This is a genomic window from Jutongia sp., from assembly GCF_057878315.1.
This window is the reverse complement of sequence record NZ_DBLXSO010000062.1, coordinates 1-14906: the sequence shown is the minus strand read 5'-3', so window position 1 is coordinate 14906 and position 14906 is coordinate 1. Positions and strand designations below refer to the sequence as shown.

Sequence of the window (14906 nt, the reverse complement as noted above, 5' to 3'; positions counted from 1 at the left end):
TAGGTGTCGGCGGCGGCGGAAACAACGCAGTAAATCGCATGATCGAGGAAGGTATTCAGGGTGTTGAGTTTGTATGTGTCAACACCGATAAGCAGCATCTGTTAAACTGCAAGGCACCGAATTGTCTGCAGATTGGCGAGAAATTGACAAAAGGACTCGGTGCAGGAGCTTCTCCGGAGGTAGGACAGGCAGCAGCAGAGGAGAACAAGGATGAGATCACGGATATTATCCGTGGTGCAGATATGGTATTTGTAACATGTGGTATGGGAGGCGGCACCGGTACCGGTGCCGCGCCTGTTGTTGCACAGCTTGCAAAGGATATGGGAATCCTTACCGTAGGTATCGTGACAAAGCCATTCTCATTTGAGGCACGTACCCGTATGAACAATGCGCAGTCAGGCATTGACCGCTTAAAGGAGCATGTTGATACATTGATCGTGATTCCGAATGATAAGCTGTTACAGATCGTTGACCGCAGAACTTCCATGGAGGATGCACTTAAGAAGGCAGATGAGGTTCTTCAGCAGGGTGTTCAGGGTATCACTGACCTGATCAATGTGCCTGGACTGATCAATCTTGACTTTGCCGATGTACAGACTGTTATGAAGGACAAGGGCATCGCTCACATCGGTATCGGTACCGGTGAGGGAGATGAGAAGTGTCTGGATGCTGTGAAGCAGGCTATTTCCAGCCCTCTTCTTGAGACAACGATCGAGGGAGCATCCCATGTTATCGTCAATATTTCCGGTGATGTGGCACTTCTTGAGGCTAATGAAGCCGTATCTTATATTGAGGAGCTTACCGGTGAGAACTGTAACATCATCTTTGGTGCGATGATCGATGATACCATGACCGAGAAGGTTAAGATCACTGTTATTGCGACAGGACTGGACGGAGAGACACCGGCAGCAATTCCAAGCTTTGCAAAAGCTGTGGCTCCGAAAACGAACTTTGCAACAAGAGAGGGACAGGTTGCTTCCTCTGTTCAGAAGAATGTTTCTGTATCACCGGTTCAGCAGCCGGCACCGGCTCCACAGGGTGCGCCTGCGTACAGCAGACCGGCGTCAGAAAGCGGCGAGATAAAGATACCGGTATTCTTACAAAGAAAGAAATAAAATACATAAACGAGAGGGGTTGCCGTAAGGCAGCCCCGTTTTCGCAGTATGGGAACTACCGGTGAGGCGGCAGCTTTGAAGGTATTGTGGCATCACCGACAGAAATGAGGTTATAGAATGGATCAGAAAGATATCAGACAAAGAGAAACGGAGGGACAGGAGACAGAGGTTCTTCTGAAACGGTTGCGTGTATCGGCAGTGTTTCATGCACTGCTTGTATTGCTGGGGGCATTTGTGACGCAGTTTGTCGCATCTATGCTCTGCATGATCGTAACAGGAGCGTATGTACTGTTTGTGCAGGGAAGGACGAGAGAAGATCTGTCAAAGCTTCTGATGGGGTCACTGGGTGACTACTCCATGATCATTTCTCTGGTCTATGCAGTGGGGGCGATCGTGTGGTGCGGCATCCTGTATTACCGCTGGACCTGGAGGGAGCGGCCGTTTTCCTACCGGAAGGCCTTTAAAGGAGCAAGGATTCCATGTGCGATCGCGCTGGGCTTTGGTGCCTGTATGGTATTTAATGTGATCGTCAGTGCGGCGGCAACGTTGTTTCCGGATGCGTTTGTTTCCTATCAGAAGCTGATGGGCAATCTTGATTTCAGAGCGAGTATTCTGACCGTGCCGTATGTTATGCTGGCCGGACCGGTGGCGGAGGAACTGATCTTTCGCGGCGTGATCTTAGACCGCTTAAAGCCGGCATTTCCGTTCTGGGTTGCCAATGTCATGCAGGCAGCACTTTTTGGATTTTTCCATCTGAATGTGATCCAGGGCTTGTACGCTTTTGTTCTTGGTATTTTACTGGGAATGGTTGTGAGGGTGACAGGAAGTATCATCGGCTCGATGATCACACATATTATATTTAATGCGACCTCGATCGGACTTAGTGTTCTGGCAGTATATGCAGAGGACTTCTACCGGAAGACGGCGATCTATATCCTGACAGCGGCAGTGATCTGTTTTATTCTGGGCTTCCGCTATTATGTGCATCAGTATCATGTGGTAATGTCCGAAGAATCACAGACATTGGAATAAATGATGAATTATGATATACTAAAAGATAAGCAAAACCAAAGGCAGGGAGTGCTGAAATGAAAAATGAGAATAACAATCCGAGAAAATCAAATATTATAGGCATTTGCGTTTCACAGCTTCAGAATCATGAAGTGTCTGGTCTGACACATACCATATATCAGTGCGCCAGAGCAAATGGTTATCAGGTTATGGTGTTTGGCTGCTTTGCCAAGATGGATTTCCCGACACCGCATTCCAATGGTGAGGCATCTATTTTTGAGAATATTCCGATGAAGGATCTGAAGGCACTGGTCCTCATGGGGCAGACGATTCTGCACAGGGAGCTGTTGCTGAGACTGCGCGATGAAGCGGTAGCGGTTGGAACACCGGTGATCACGGTGGATTACGAGCTGGACAAATGCTTCAACATACGCCTGGACTACCTGTCCTGCTTTAAGCGGCTGGTGCGTCATGTGATCGAGGGGCATCACAGACATAATCCGTATTTTATGGCAGGGTATAAGGGCAATGCCTTTTCGGAGGAGCGTCTGGACGCTTTTGTTGAGGTGTTAGAAGAGAACGGGATGCCGGTTGTACAGGAGCATATTGCGTATGGTGATTTTTGGGGAAAGCCGGCACGCCGTATCTGTGAACAGTGGATGGAGAGGACAGACGATTTTCCGGATGCGATCATCTGCGCCAATGATACAATGGCACTGGCGGTAATCGATGTGCTGGAGGAGAACGGTTATCATGTGCCGGAGGATGTGATCGTGACCGGTTTTGATGGCATTGAGCTGATCAAATACTGCATTCCGAGGCTGACGACCGGACGTGTTGATCAGGAGGAGATTGCAGAGCAGATTATGCATATTGTGAAACGTGTTGAGACGGATCCGGAGACGGTACCACAGTCTGTGCTGGTGCCATTTCATATTTTGCGGGGAGAATCCTGTGGCTGCATACCGATCCATTTCCAGCCATCGAATCAGTATGTACTGGAGTTAAATGAACGTATCGACACAAAGCAGATTCACATTGACCGGATCTTCGAGATGATGACAGAGATGACGGAGGGGCATTCTATGCTGGATGTTCTGAAGCGTTTTCCGGAATGTGCACCGGATATGATAGACGGGGACTGTCAGGTGTTTGTGAATGAATACTTCTGTCGTCACACAGATATACCGATATCGAAGGGCTTCCAGAAGGATGATATTCTTCTTCTGGTGGAACAGAGGGACGGAAAGATGTCACTTCCGCTCCGTAAAGTGAAAAGCCACAGCATTGATATGATCCCGCAGGAGATCCTTGAGAAGACGGACAGGCTTTTGTATCTTCCGCTGCACTGGCAGAATGAGGTTTATGGTTATATATCGCTGGAATGCAGTGATAAGGAGTTTGATTATGAGCGCCTGAAGGATTTTATGATGGCAATGTCTCAGATCCTTGGTATTGTCAGAAACCAGTCGCAGCTATATGATATGTATATCAGGGATTCGCTGACCGGTCTGTACAACCGCAGGGGCTTTTATGGAGAGCTTGCAAGCCGCATGAAGTCGTTAAAAGGAAAGAAATGCTATATCTTTCTTGCATCTGTGGATCTGGATCATCTCAAGAGCATCAATGATACACATGGTCACGGAGAGGGAGATGTAGCGATCCGGGCAGTAGCAGATGCACTTGTCGAGGCGGCAGGAGACAATGGAATCTGTGCGAGATTTGGCGGAGACGAGTATGTCGCAGTCTGTCTCTGGAATGAAGGAAAGGTTCCGGAGGACTTTGTGGCAGGCTTTCAGAAGCGGTTGCTACTGTGGATCGATGACTGGAATAAGGCAGAGAATAAGCCGTATGAGCTGGGAGCAAGCACGGGCGTGATCCTGGAGCCGATCCATGATGTAGATGATATCGACGAGCTGATGAAGAAGGCGGATGATAATATGTATGATTGTAAGGTGGGACATCATAGCATACGGGCAAGACGCAGAGTATAAAGCGTTCAGGGCTTACGCCTGGATGGCAGGGACGATTCTGAACCAATGAACTTATGAAGAAGAATTAAATAAATACCGCAATGTCTGTGCGGTGAGGAAAGGCGGGTGTTGTCATGGGAGATAAAACAGTCAGCGATGAAATGCAAATGTACAGTCATGTGTTTTCTGTTCTCGGAAAATGCACGGATGATTATTTGTTTGTACTGGATCTGCAGAACAACCGGTATATGATTTCGGACAGTGCAACTAAGATTTTTCCGTTTGAAGCGACAGAGATGTCGAATGCGTTTAAAGCACTGGAAAGTATCGTATATCCGCAGGATTATCCGATGCTGGAGCAGAATCTGCAGGATATTATTACCGGACGGTCAACAGAACATGATATGGAATATAGATGGGTAGGAAGGAATGGAAAGCCGGTATGGATATCCTGCCGTGGACAGGTTGTCAATGACGCAGATGGAAAGCCGGAATTTCTGATCGGAAGAATTACCGATATCGGCAAGAAGAGTAAGATTGATGGTGTGACCGGTCTGTACCGGGAACATTCCCTGAAGAATCAGCTTCGGAGAATGTCAGAGGAGGATCGGCTGGAGGGATATCTGCTGCAGATCGGTATCGATAATTTCAAGGAGATCAATGAGAAATGCGGCAGTGAGGTCGGCAATGAGGTTCTGCTGAATATGGCAGAATGTATCAAAAAGGGTGTCGGAGATACCGGCAAGGTATACCGTATGGGCGGAGATGAGATGGCAATCCTTGTTCCGGGGATCTTTCATGAGAAGAAAGAGGATCCGGCTAAAGCATTGTACAAGAAAATCCGTGATAAGATCGACCAGATTTTTTCAGAGGGCGGTCATATGATCTATTTCACGATTTCTGCCGGAAGTGTTTATTTCCATAAGGAGGACCGGGATGTCGGAAAGCTGATCGAGTATGTTGGCTTTGCATTGCATCAGGCGAAGATCAGCGGCAAGAATAACTGTATGAGATATTCGTATGCCGTTTACGAGGAATATGTCCATGCGCTGGATGTTCAGGAGGAGCTTCGAAAGGACATTGAAAATGATTTTCAGGGCTTTGAACTGTATTATCAGCCGGTGGTCAATATTGCAAAGAAAAAGATCCTTGGAGCGGAGGCACTGATCCGCTGGCGTAGCAAGAAGTTTGGTTTCATGTCACCGGGACAGTTTATTCCGATGCTGGAGGAGACAGGTCTTATTATTCCGCTGGGGCGCTGGATCACGCGGACGGCAATACAGCAGTGTGTGAAGTGGCAGAAGGTTGTGCCGGGGTTCCGGATGAATATAAATCTTTCCTTTGTGCAGATTAAGAAGAGTAATGCACTGCAGGATATTCTGTTTCTGATCGATACGCTCAATGTGGACAAGAGCGTTCTGATGATCGAGGTGACGGAGAGCGGAGAGATTGAGAGCGGCGTGGCTGCAAGAGTCCTGCGTTCCTTTAAGGATGAATCTATCCCGTTAGCAATCGATGATTTCGGCACAGGCTATTCGAATCTTCGCTATGTGAAGGATATGACGTTTGATCTGGTAAAGATCGATCAGTCCTTTATCCGGAATATCACGCGCAGCAAGTATGATTATCTTGTGGTGAAGCAGTTTACCGAGCTGGCACATTCTCTGAATCTGACTGTGTGCTATGAGGGTGTGGAGACGGAGGAGGATTTTAAATGTGTCCTTGGTCTGAAACCGGATTATATTCAGGGATATTATTTCTCCCGGCCGGTTCCGGCAGAAGAGTTTGAGCAGAAATGTCTCGATCAGCCGGTAGTATTTTAATGACAGAATGAACTACATAATATAAAGCGCGCAGGGAGCGCAGAAAGAGGAAAATTATGGCATGGTATGACAGTGCAGTATTTTATCACATCTATCCGTTGGGACTTTGCGGATGCAGCAAAGAGAACACAGGAGTCCCAGAGAGCCATTTCGAGCAGTTGAAACAGTGGGCAAAGCATGCCTGTGATCTGGGCTTTACGGCAATTTACATCGGACCGCTTTTTGAGTCGGTGGGACATGGTTATGAGACAACGGATTACAAGAAGGTGGACATCCGCCTTGGTACCAATGAGGATTTCAGAGACTTTGTGGACTATTGTCATGATATGGGAGTAAAGGTCGTTGTGGACGGTGTGTTTAATCATGTCGGACGACGCTTTTTTGCCTTTGAGGATTTGCAGAAGAACCGTGAAACTTCCCAGTACCGTGATTGGTTCTGTAATGTGAATTTTGGTGGCAATAATGAGTATAATGATGGCTTTTCCTATGAGAACTGGGGTGGCTACAATCTTCTGGTGAAGCTGAATCAGCGTAATCCTGCGGTAATACAGTATCTTTATGATGTGATTCGTTTCTGGATCGATACGTTTGATATCGATGGAATCCGTCTGGATGCGGCAGATGTGCTTGATTTTGATTTCATGAAGGGAATGCGTCATGAGACAGCTCGGATGAAGGAGGATTTCTGGCTGATGGGCGAAGTGATCCATGGCGATTACAGCAGATGGGTCAATGACCAGACGCTTCATTGTGTCACAAATTATGAACTGCATAAAGGACTTTATTCCGGTCACAATGATCACAATTATTTCGAGATCGCTCATACGATCCGACGTTTAAATGACATCTGCCGTGGCAGCCGTCTGTATACCTTTGCGGACAATCACGACGTGGAGAGGATTTATACGAAGCTGAATCAGAAGGAGCACCTAAAGCTGGTAACACTTCTGGTTTATACGTTGTATGGAATTCCCTCTGTTTATTATGGATCTGAGTTTGGTATTGAAGGAAAGAAGGAGCAGGGCTCTGACTGGAATTTACGTCCGTATCTGGAATTGTCCGATTTTGTGGACACCGTAGAGAAGAATCCGGTGACGGCACTTTGTGCGAAGCTTGGAGCAATGAAGAAGCAATATCCGGAGCTGACCGATGGAGCATATCAGGAACTGCATCTGACCAACCGCCAGTTTGCATATGGCAGAGTGTTAGACGGAAGCTGTATGGTGACAGCATTGAACTGTGATGATAATACGGCAGTGCTGGAGTTTGGCGTGCCGGTGGACGGCAAGGTTACAGACCTGCTTGGTTGTGCAGAGAATGTCAGACTTCAGGATGGAAGACTTTGTGTGACGCTGCCTGCCAATACAGGTACTGTACTATATGTTGGACAGAGAGAGGAGGAGCAGGCAGATGATGGATTGTGGAACGCGCAGCCTGTCTCAAAGACAGAGATGTCCACGCAGCCGGAGGGCACGGTTGCGAATCAAGATACAGAGTCGGTGAATGGACAGGAGAACCCGGTGACAGCCTGTGAAGATAATGAAAATGCGCAGGAGGATGCAGCAGGTAAGGCGGAAGCTACACAGGAGACAGTGGAAAACGCAGAAGCCGTAGAAAGCAAGGCTGCTCAAAATGTATCGGGACAGGCCGTAGTGTCCACAAATACGGACACACAGAACACTCCTCAAATAGCAGGAATCATTCTGATGACAGAGGATATGGGACGGATGATGGATTTCTACCGTAATGCACTTGGCTTTGAGATGGAACAGCAGGGAAGCAGAGCGTATTGTAAGAAAGATGATATGGTGCTTACGATGGTCGGACGAAGAGATTATGAGCGTCTTACCTGCCGTGGTTATGGTTATGGCGGTGGTGTGACGAATCATTTCCATCTGCGTATTCTGACCGGAGATGTGGAGAGTCTATATCAGAAATGTCTCGGCTGCGGTGCACAGCATGTGACCGAACCGGCTGGCAATGAGTGGGGCGAGTTTACCGCATGTGTGGCAGATCCGGACGGTAATATCGTTGAGATCGTTGACCGGTAAACGGGTGATATAATGAAAGCATTGAGGCGATACAAGTAAGAAGCTTTGCTTTGAATATGGCTGGGAGATTTCAGATTTTGGGAAAGGCTTGGTAAATATGGCAAGAAGAGATAAGACAAATTATTATCTGGATCTGGCAGATGTCGTATCGAAAAGGGGAACCTGTCTGCGACGTCATTACGGTGCGGTGATCGTCAAGAATGACGAGGTCATTTCCACAGGTTATGTGGGAGCACCGAGAGGACGGAAGAACTGCAGTGATCTGGGAAGATGTATCCGTCAGGAAATGGAGATTCCGAGAGGAGAGCGATATGAGCTTTGCCGCAGCGTTCATGCGGAAGCCAATGCGATCATCAGTGCGGAGCGTGAGAAAATGATCGGGAGTACGCTTTATCTGTCCGGGCGCGAGGTGGCAACCGGACGCTATGTGAAAAACTCCAACAGCTGCTCGATGTGCAAGAAAATGATCATTAACGCAGGCATTGAAAAGGTTGTGATCCGTGACACGCAGGATGATTACAGAGAGATCATGGTGCAGGAATGGATTGACCATGACGATTCCCTGGACGGTGTCCGCGGATATTAATGGCATGTAAGAATAAGAAGCGCGAAACAATTTCAAACTGTTTCGCGCTTCTTATTCTTACATGCAAAGGAAAATGCTTATATCTCCTTAACTTAAATAGAAAACAGCAGCTCCGTGCTTTTTCAAGGAGACATTGATCGTCTCTATTGCCTCGGCGGTCTGTCCGCTCCAAAGCTCTGTGGATCGTACCGGATGGTAGATTTCAAGATCCTCCAGTGGAATCCGGATCTCACTGTCCTTCTCGTCGGTATTAAAGATAGCGGCATACTGTCCGCCCTCGCTGCTGACAGCGGTCCAGAGGATGTGTTCGGTGCCGTCGATCAGCTTCTGCCATACCGGGTGGGAATGGCGGGCGTTGCGGTGCATTTTCAGAATCTCCTCGTTGGTGATCAGTCCCATTGTGAAATCATCAAATCCGGTCATCTCACCGCCGATGATCAGAGGAGAGCGGAAGATGCTCCACAGAGACATCATTGTGATCTGTTCATCCTGCGTAAACTCGGTGCGAAGAGCCGGGTCATAGTCCTGCTTGATCGGACCGATCGGCAGCATGTCCGCATCCGGATAACAGCCATGGCCGGTGTGGATGCACCACTGTCTTGCACGGTCAAACATATCATAAAGCTGCGGCCAGGAATCCCAGAAATCATCGGCGATACGCCACATGTTGGATGTCTGCTTATAAAGCTCAGCCTTCTCGATCAGAGCCGGTCCCGGTGACAGGCTTAAGACCATGTCTCTGCCACAATCCTTTAGCGACTGAGACAAAAGGATCAGCTCAGACTCCTCATGAGGAAGTTCTCTTGCAATGTCATCGCACTTGATAAAATCAACACCCCAGGAAGTGTAAAGCTCAAACAGGCTGTCGTAATATGCTTTGGCACCCTCGGCATCCGGGTTGACACCGTACATATCTGTATTCCAGTGACAGATGCTGTCTGTCTTGGCAATCTGTCTGGCGGTCTGTGTGCTTCCTTTGATCGGCGTGTTCTGATGAACGGCCTGGCGTGGAATTCCACGCATAATGTGGATACCGAACTTCAAGCCGAGAGAGTGAATATACTCTGCCAGCGGAGCGAAGCCCTTACCGTCTGCAGAAGAAGGAAAACGGTTAACAGCGGGGATCAGGCGGGAATATTCGTCCATGCAAAGCTCTGTAAACGGATGATATTCATGGTTCTGTGCCGTTGGTTCTGCCCACTGGATATCCACGGTAATATATTCCCAGCCGTACTGCTTGAGATGCTCTGCCATAAAGGCTGCGTTGTCACGGACAATATCTTCCGTGACAGCGGCACCATAGCAGTCCCAGCTGTTCCAGCCCATTGGTGCGGTTTGTAGATTCATAGATAATCCTCCGATTCTTTTATTTGCAAAGGTTTGTCACGACCTGATTGATCACCTTGCCGTCGGCCTTGCCCTTCAGCTCACCCATAACAGCCTTCATGATCTGTCCCTTGTTGCCGGTAGCAATCACATCGGTAAACTTATCGATGATGATTGCACGGATCTCATCCTCAGATAATTGCTTTGGTGCATACTCCTCCATGACGGAGAGGGTAAATGTATACTCGTCCTTCAGATCGGTACGGTCAGCAGGGCAGGTGTCGATCTGCTCCTTGACACTCTTGATTTCCTTAAGGATTGCGCGGTCGACTAACTCCTCAGGAATGTCATCGCGGCATCCCTCATCGATCGCAAGCTTCTTAGCCGCGGATACCAATACGGAAATAGCCTCCTTACGTTCTTTCTCTCTTGCCTTCATTGCGGCGATCATCGCCTGCTGTAATGTTTTAAACTGCATGATATAACCTCCTTAAATGCATAAGCCGGTGTCTTTTCTGGCAGACGGCATATAATTTTTCTGTGTCTATTATAACAAAACAGTCCGAACTCGTATAGCTTTTTTGCATTTTGATTTTGTACATTTGTGGCGGAAATATTGGTTTTAAAGAAATAGATGAATTAAATTCATTTATAAAGTGAATGAATTTAAACATTTTCGCTTTACAATTTGCCTGAGCCATATATAATAGTTAATGTTGCATCATTTTTGTCAATGAAGCAGCAGATTTGAGAGAGTTTATCAATTGATAGAAAGGTTTGGTTATCAGCATGAAAAATGGAATTGAGATCAGATGGCATGGCCGTGGTGGTCAGGGAGCAAAGACAGCAGCGCTTCTGCTGGCAGATGTCGCATTCAAGACAGGACAGAATGTACAGGGTTTCCCGGAGTACGGTCCGGAGCGAATGGGAGCGCCGATCACAGCGTATAATCGTATCAGCTCTGACAAGATCCGTGTTCATTCTAATATATATCATCCGGATTATGTGGTTGTGGTTGATGAGACACTTCTTGCGTCTGTTGACGTGACTGCAGGTCTTAAGAAGACCGGTGCCATTATTATCAACACACCGAAGTCCAGAGAGGAAGTTATGGACGAGCTGGGCAGCTATGAGGGCAGAGTTTACACGGTCGATGCACGAAAAATCTCTGTAGAGACACTCGGTAAGAATTTCCCGAACTCACCGATGCTTGCAGCAGCCGTTGCAGTCAGTGACATCATGCCGAGAGAGAAGTTCATCCATGAGATGAGAGCCTCTTACCAGCACAAGTTTGCCAAGAAGCCGGAAGTGATCGAGGGCAATATGAAGGCGCTTGAGTGTGCATATGACGTGGTTGAGGCAGCTATCGAGGAAGATAATCAGATTTCAGCATGACAGGATACAGGGTACAAAAGCAGACAGCAGTCTGTGGTATCCGTTGAGGGCGGAATGTCTTTTACTGCCGATATCATAAACATTAACGAAATGGAGAATACAATGAGAACAGATATTACAAAGATTAACGAGAAATCTCCGCATACCGAACTGACCGAAGGGTTGATGGTATTTGCCGGTGGAACCTCCAAGATGTTTCAGACCGGTGAATGGAGAACAAATACACCGATCTTTCATGAAGATTTCTGTAAGCAGTGTCTGCTTTGTGCGCCGGTCTGCCCGGATGGAAGCATTCCGGTAAAGGACAGCAAGCGAGGGGCATTTGATTACGACCACTGCAAGGGATGCGGCATCTGTGAGAGAGTCTGTCCGTTTGGTGCGATCGAGATGAAGGAGGGCAACGTAAATGGCAATTAAGGAACGTATGTCAGGTAATGAAGCGGTGGCTTACGCCATCCGTCAGGTGAATCCGGATGTTATGCCGGCATTCCCGATCACTCCATCTACAGAGATTCCGCAGATGGTTTCAACCTATATTGCAAATGGACAGATGGATACAGAGTTTATTCCGGTGGAGAGTGAGCATTCTTCCATGAGTGCTGCGATAGGAGCAGAGGCAGCAGGTGCAAGAAGCTTAACAGCCACCTCTTCCGCAGGTCTGGCGCTGATGTGGGAGGAGCTTTTGCTGGCTGCATCAAATCGTATGCCGTTAGCACTTACATTAGTCAACAGAACACTTTCCGGACCGATCAATATCAACTGTGACCACTCCGATGGAATGGGCGCAAGAGATACCGGCTGGATCCAGATCTATGCAGAGAATAATCAGGAAGCATATGATAACTTCATTCAGGCATATCCGATCGCGGAGGATAAGAGAGTACATCTGCCGATCATGATCTGCCAGGATGGTTTTATTACAAGCCACGCCGTAGAGAATATCGAGCTTCTCGAGGATGAGCTTGTCAAGGATTTCGTTGGCGAGTATGAGCCGGAGGAATATCTTCTCAATCCGGGCAAGCCGATCGCCGTCGGACCGTATTCTATTTCCAATTATGCGATGGAAGCCAAGAAGAATCAGGAGATCGCACTGGAAAATTCTAAGGAGGTCATCCTGGAGGTGGCAGAGAAGTTTAAGGAGCTTTCCGGAAGAGGCTTTGGTCTTTTTGAGGAGTATCGCACAGAGGATGCGGATTATATCATGCTGTTGATGGGATCTGCCGCAGGTACGGCAAAGCAGGCAGTGGATGAAATGCGTGAGCAGGGCAAGAAAGTCGGTGTCTTAAAGCTTCGTGTGTTCCGTCCGTTTCCGGCCAAAGAAATTGCAGAGGCGTTAAAGAACTGCAAGGCAGTTGCAATCCTTGACCGCTGCGAGAGCTACAACGGCAACGGAGGACCTCTTGGCAGTGAGGTAACTGCAGGTCTGTTCCGTCATAAGGTGATGATCGAGGCAGTCAATTATATTTATGGACTGGCAGGGCGTGATTTTACCGTCAGCGATGCGGTTCATGTATTTGAGGAGCTGGAGGATGCCGTAGTCAATGGCAAAGAGATTGAACAGTTCCAGTATATCCGTCTGCGCTAATCGCAGCCGGATCTGTAAATCATAAGACGAAACAGCAGAAAGAGGGAAAATATGAGCGATTACAGTTTGAAAAATATAATGAATAAACCGGAGCGTCTGGCACCGGGACATCGTATGTGTGCCGGATGCGGTGCAACAATCGCTGTCCGTGCGGTGCTTCGTGCGCTGCATGAGGATGATCATGCCGTGATCGGTAATGCAACAGGATGTCTGGAGGTATCCTCCTTCATGTATCCTTACACGGCATGGGAGGACAGCTACATCCACAATGCCTTTGAAAATGCCGGAGCAACCTTAAGCGGTGTGGAGACAGCTTACAATGCATTGAAGAAGAGAGGAAAGCTTCCGGAGGATGCAACATTTAAGTTTATTACCTTCGGTGGTGACGGTGGTACATATGACATTGGCTTCCAGTCCCTGTCAGGAGCAATGGAACGTGGCCACGATATGGTATATGTCTGCTATGACAATGGAGCTTACATGAATACCGGTATCCAGCGCTCCTCTGCAACACCAATGTATGCGGATACAACGACAACACCGGTTGGCAAGCAGTCCGATGGTAAGATGCAGAACCGCAAGGATCTGGCAAGCATTATTGCAGATCATGATGTGGCTTATGTGGGTCAGACAACATTTACTGCTGACTTCAAAGATCTTCACAGTAAAGCCAACAAGGCAATCTACACAGAGGGGCCTTCCTTCTTAAATATCATGACACCATGTCCGCGAGGCTGGAGATACGACACGCCGGATATCATGAAGATCTGTAAGCTGGCAGTAGATACCTGCTACTGGCCAATGTTTGAGGTGGATCATGGCAAGTGGAAGCTGACCTATGAGCCGAAGAAGAAGCTGCCGATCGAGGATTTCCTTCGTCCACAGGGCAGATTTAAGCATCTGTTCAAGAAGGGAAACGAAGATCTGATCGTACAGTTTCAGGAGGAAGTTGACAGACGCTGGGAGGATCTGTTGTACAAATGTGCTAGATAGAGAGGAATATCATGACACTTCTGACATATCAGGTATTTAAGACGGTGGCAGAGCAGGGAAGTTTCCGCAAGGCAGCGGATATTCTTGGGCTGACACCATCAGCTATTAGCCACGCTATTTCCGCGATGGAGGGAGAACTTGGCTTTACCGTTCTAAACCGCAGCAAAAACGGAGTGACACTGACGAATTACGGGGAGCATTTGCTCCCCTATGTGAATGCCGTATTAAACAGCGATGAGAGCCTGCAGCAGGCAGTCTCTGAGTTTAATGGTTTGAAGCGCGGAAAAGTGAAGCTTGGCTGCTTCTCGAGTGTATGTACCAACTGGCTTCCGGACATCATGCGTTCCTTTCAGAAGAAGTACCCGGATATCGAGATCGAGGTATTTCAGGGAACATATGATGATGTGGTCTACTGGCTGAAAAACGGAGTCGTTGATCTCGGATTTTTGTCAACCTCCAGTGCAAAGGATATTCCGATAGAACCATTGTGGAGAGATCCTCTGTTATGTATTGTGCCGAAAGGAATGCAGAAGCAGAAGGAGTCCGATTTTATGGATATCGAGGAGATGCAGAATCATCAGTTTGTGACTCAGAGAGAGTCAACTGATGCAGATATCCAGAACTTCCTTAAAGAAAATTCGTTAAATGTGCAGTCAAATTATCATGTGGTAGATGATCTGTCGACCATTGCGATGGTTGCGAACGGATTTGGAATCTGTCTGATGCCGCAGATGGTTATGCGCGATATTCCATATGAGGTAGACTGTTATCCGGTTCAGCCATATGCAGAGCGCGTGATCGGGCTTGCAACGCTTCATCCGGAGTTTATGGCACCGGCAGTGCGTTCCATGTATAATCACATTCTCGAAAATTATCGGGAAGACTTTTGATAGAATTTGCCAAAATTGAATCATCCAAAAAGAAAAGATGTGTCCGCTTTTTAGGACAGAGACTATGAGAAAAAGTCTGTAAATAAGATTCTTCTATGATAATGAAAGGCAAAAAATTCTTTGTCAGAGCTTTTTGCCCTTTAGTTATATATAACAGT

General features: G+C 47.6%; 13 protein-coding genes. 11 read left to right on the top strand and 2 right to left on the bottom strand.

The window, feature by feature from the left end:
- The 6 genes from ftsZ to ACZLMD_RS11855 form a co-directional block, all read left to right on the top strand.
- On the top strand, positions 1–1115 hold a 1115-nt coding region (gene ftsZ / locus ACZLMD_RS11880; protein ID WP_489495788.1), incomplete at its 5' end, for a cell division protein FtsZ.
- 117 nt (positions 1116–1232) lie between these two features.
- Positions 1233–2147 (top strand): CPBP family intramembrane glutamic endopeptidase, encoded by a 915-nt coding sequence (locus tag ACZLMD_RS11875; RefSeq protein ID WP_489495786.1) that lies wholly within the window; start codon positions 1233–1235, stop codon positions 2145–2147.
- A gap of 56 nt (positions 2148–2203) precedes the next feature.
- Entirely contained in the window at positions 2204–4120 is a 1917-nt protein-coding gene (locus ACZLMD_RS11870; RefSeq protein ID WP_484109012.1) for a diguanylate cyclase, read from the top strand.
- Between the two features lie 113 nt (positions 4121–4233).
- Positions 4234–5922 (top strand): bifunctional diguanylate cyclase/phosphodiesterase, encoded by a 1689-nt coding sequence (locus ACZLMD_RS11865; RefSeq protein ID WP_489495784.1) that lies wholly within the window; start codon positions 4234–4236, stop codon positions 5920–5922.
- 56 nt (positions 5923–5978) lie between these two features.
- Entirely contained in the window at positions 5979–7973 is a 1995-nt protein-coding gene (locus ACZLMD_RS11860; protein ID WP_489495782.1) for an alpha-amylase family glycosyl hydrolase, read from the top strand.
- A gap of 97 nt (positions 7974–8070) precedes the next feature.
- Entirely contained in the window at positions 8071–8559 is a 489-nt protein-coding gene (locus ACZLMD_RS11855) for a deoxycytidylate deaminase (RefSeq protein WP_022306624.1), read from the top strand.
- An 87-nt stretch (positions 8560–8646) separates the two neighbouring features.
- On the opposite strand, the gene ACZLMD_RS11850 is transcribed toward ACZLMD_RS11855, so the two are convergent.
- Together ACZLMD_RS11850 and ACZLMD_RS11845 are read right to left on the bottom strand one after the other, a co-directional pair.
- Positions 8647–9906 (bottom strand): glycoside hydrolase family 27 protein, encoded by a 1260-nt coding sequence (locus ACZLMD_RS11850; RefSeq protein WP_489495781.1) that lies wholly within the window; start codon positions 9904–9906, stop codon positions 8647–8649.
- A gap of 19 nt (positions 9907–9925) precedes the next feature.
- On the bottom strand, positions 9926–10363 hold the full coding sequence (locus tag ACZLMD_RS11845; protein ID WP_022306622.1) for a GatB/YqeY domain-containing protein: 438 nt from the start codon (positions 10361–10363) through the stop codon (positions 9926–9928).
- Between the two features lie 311 nt (positions 10364–10674).
- Here ACZLMD_RS11845 and ACZLMD_RS11840 point away from each other — a divergent pair, with 311 nt between their 5' ends.
- From ACZLMD_RS11840 to ACZLMD_RS11820, 5 genes are all read left to right on the top strand, one after another.
- Positions 10675–11280, top strand: coding sequence for a 2-oxoacid:acceptor oxidoreductase subunit gamma family protein (locus ACZLMD_RS11840; RefSeq protein WP_022306621.1), 606 nt, complete (start codon positions 10675–10677; stop codon positions 11278–11280).
- A gap of 102 nt (positions 11281–11382) precedes the next feature.
- Positions 11383–11697, top strand: coding sequence for a 4Fe-4S dicluster domain-containing protein (locus ACZLMD_RS11835; protein ID WP_489495778.1), 315 nt, complete (start codon positions 11383–11385; stop codon positions 11695–11697).
- Entirely contained in the window at positions 11687–12865 is a 1179-nt protein-coding gene (gene porA, locus ACZLMD_RS11830; RefSeq protein WP_489495776.1) for a pyruvate ferredoxin oxidoreductase, read from the top strand. The genes ACZLMD_RS11835 and porA overlap by 11 nt, the downstream gene beginning before the upstream one ends.
- A gap of 51 nt (positions 12866–12916) precedes the next feature.
- Entirely contained in the window at positions 12917–13858 is a 942-nt protein-coding gene (locus tag ACZLMD_RS11825; protein ID WP_455056871.1) for a thiamine pyrophosphate-dependent enzyme, read from the top strand.
- 11 nt (positions 13859–13869) lie between these two features.
- The gene (locus ACZLMD_RS11820) at positions 13870–14748 is read left to right on the top strand and encodes a LysR family transcriptional regulator (RefSeq protein ID WP_022306617.1); all 879 of its coding nucleotides are present in this window, start codon (positions 13870–13872) and stop codon (positions 14746–14748) included.
- The last annotated feature ends 158 nt before the right edge of the window (positions 14749–14906 follow it).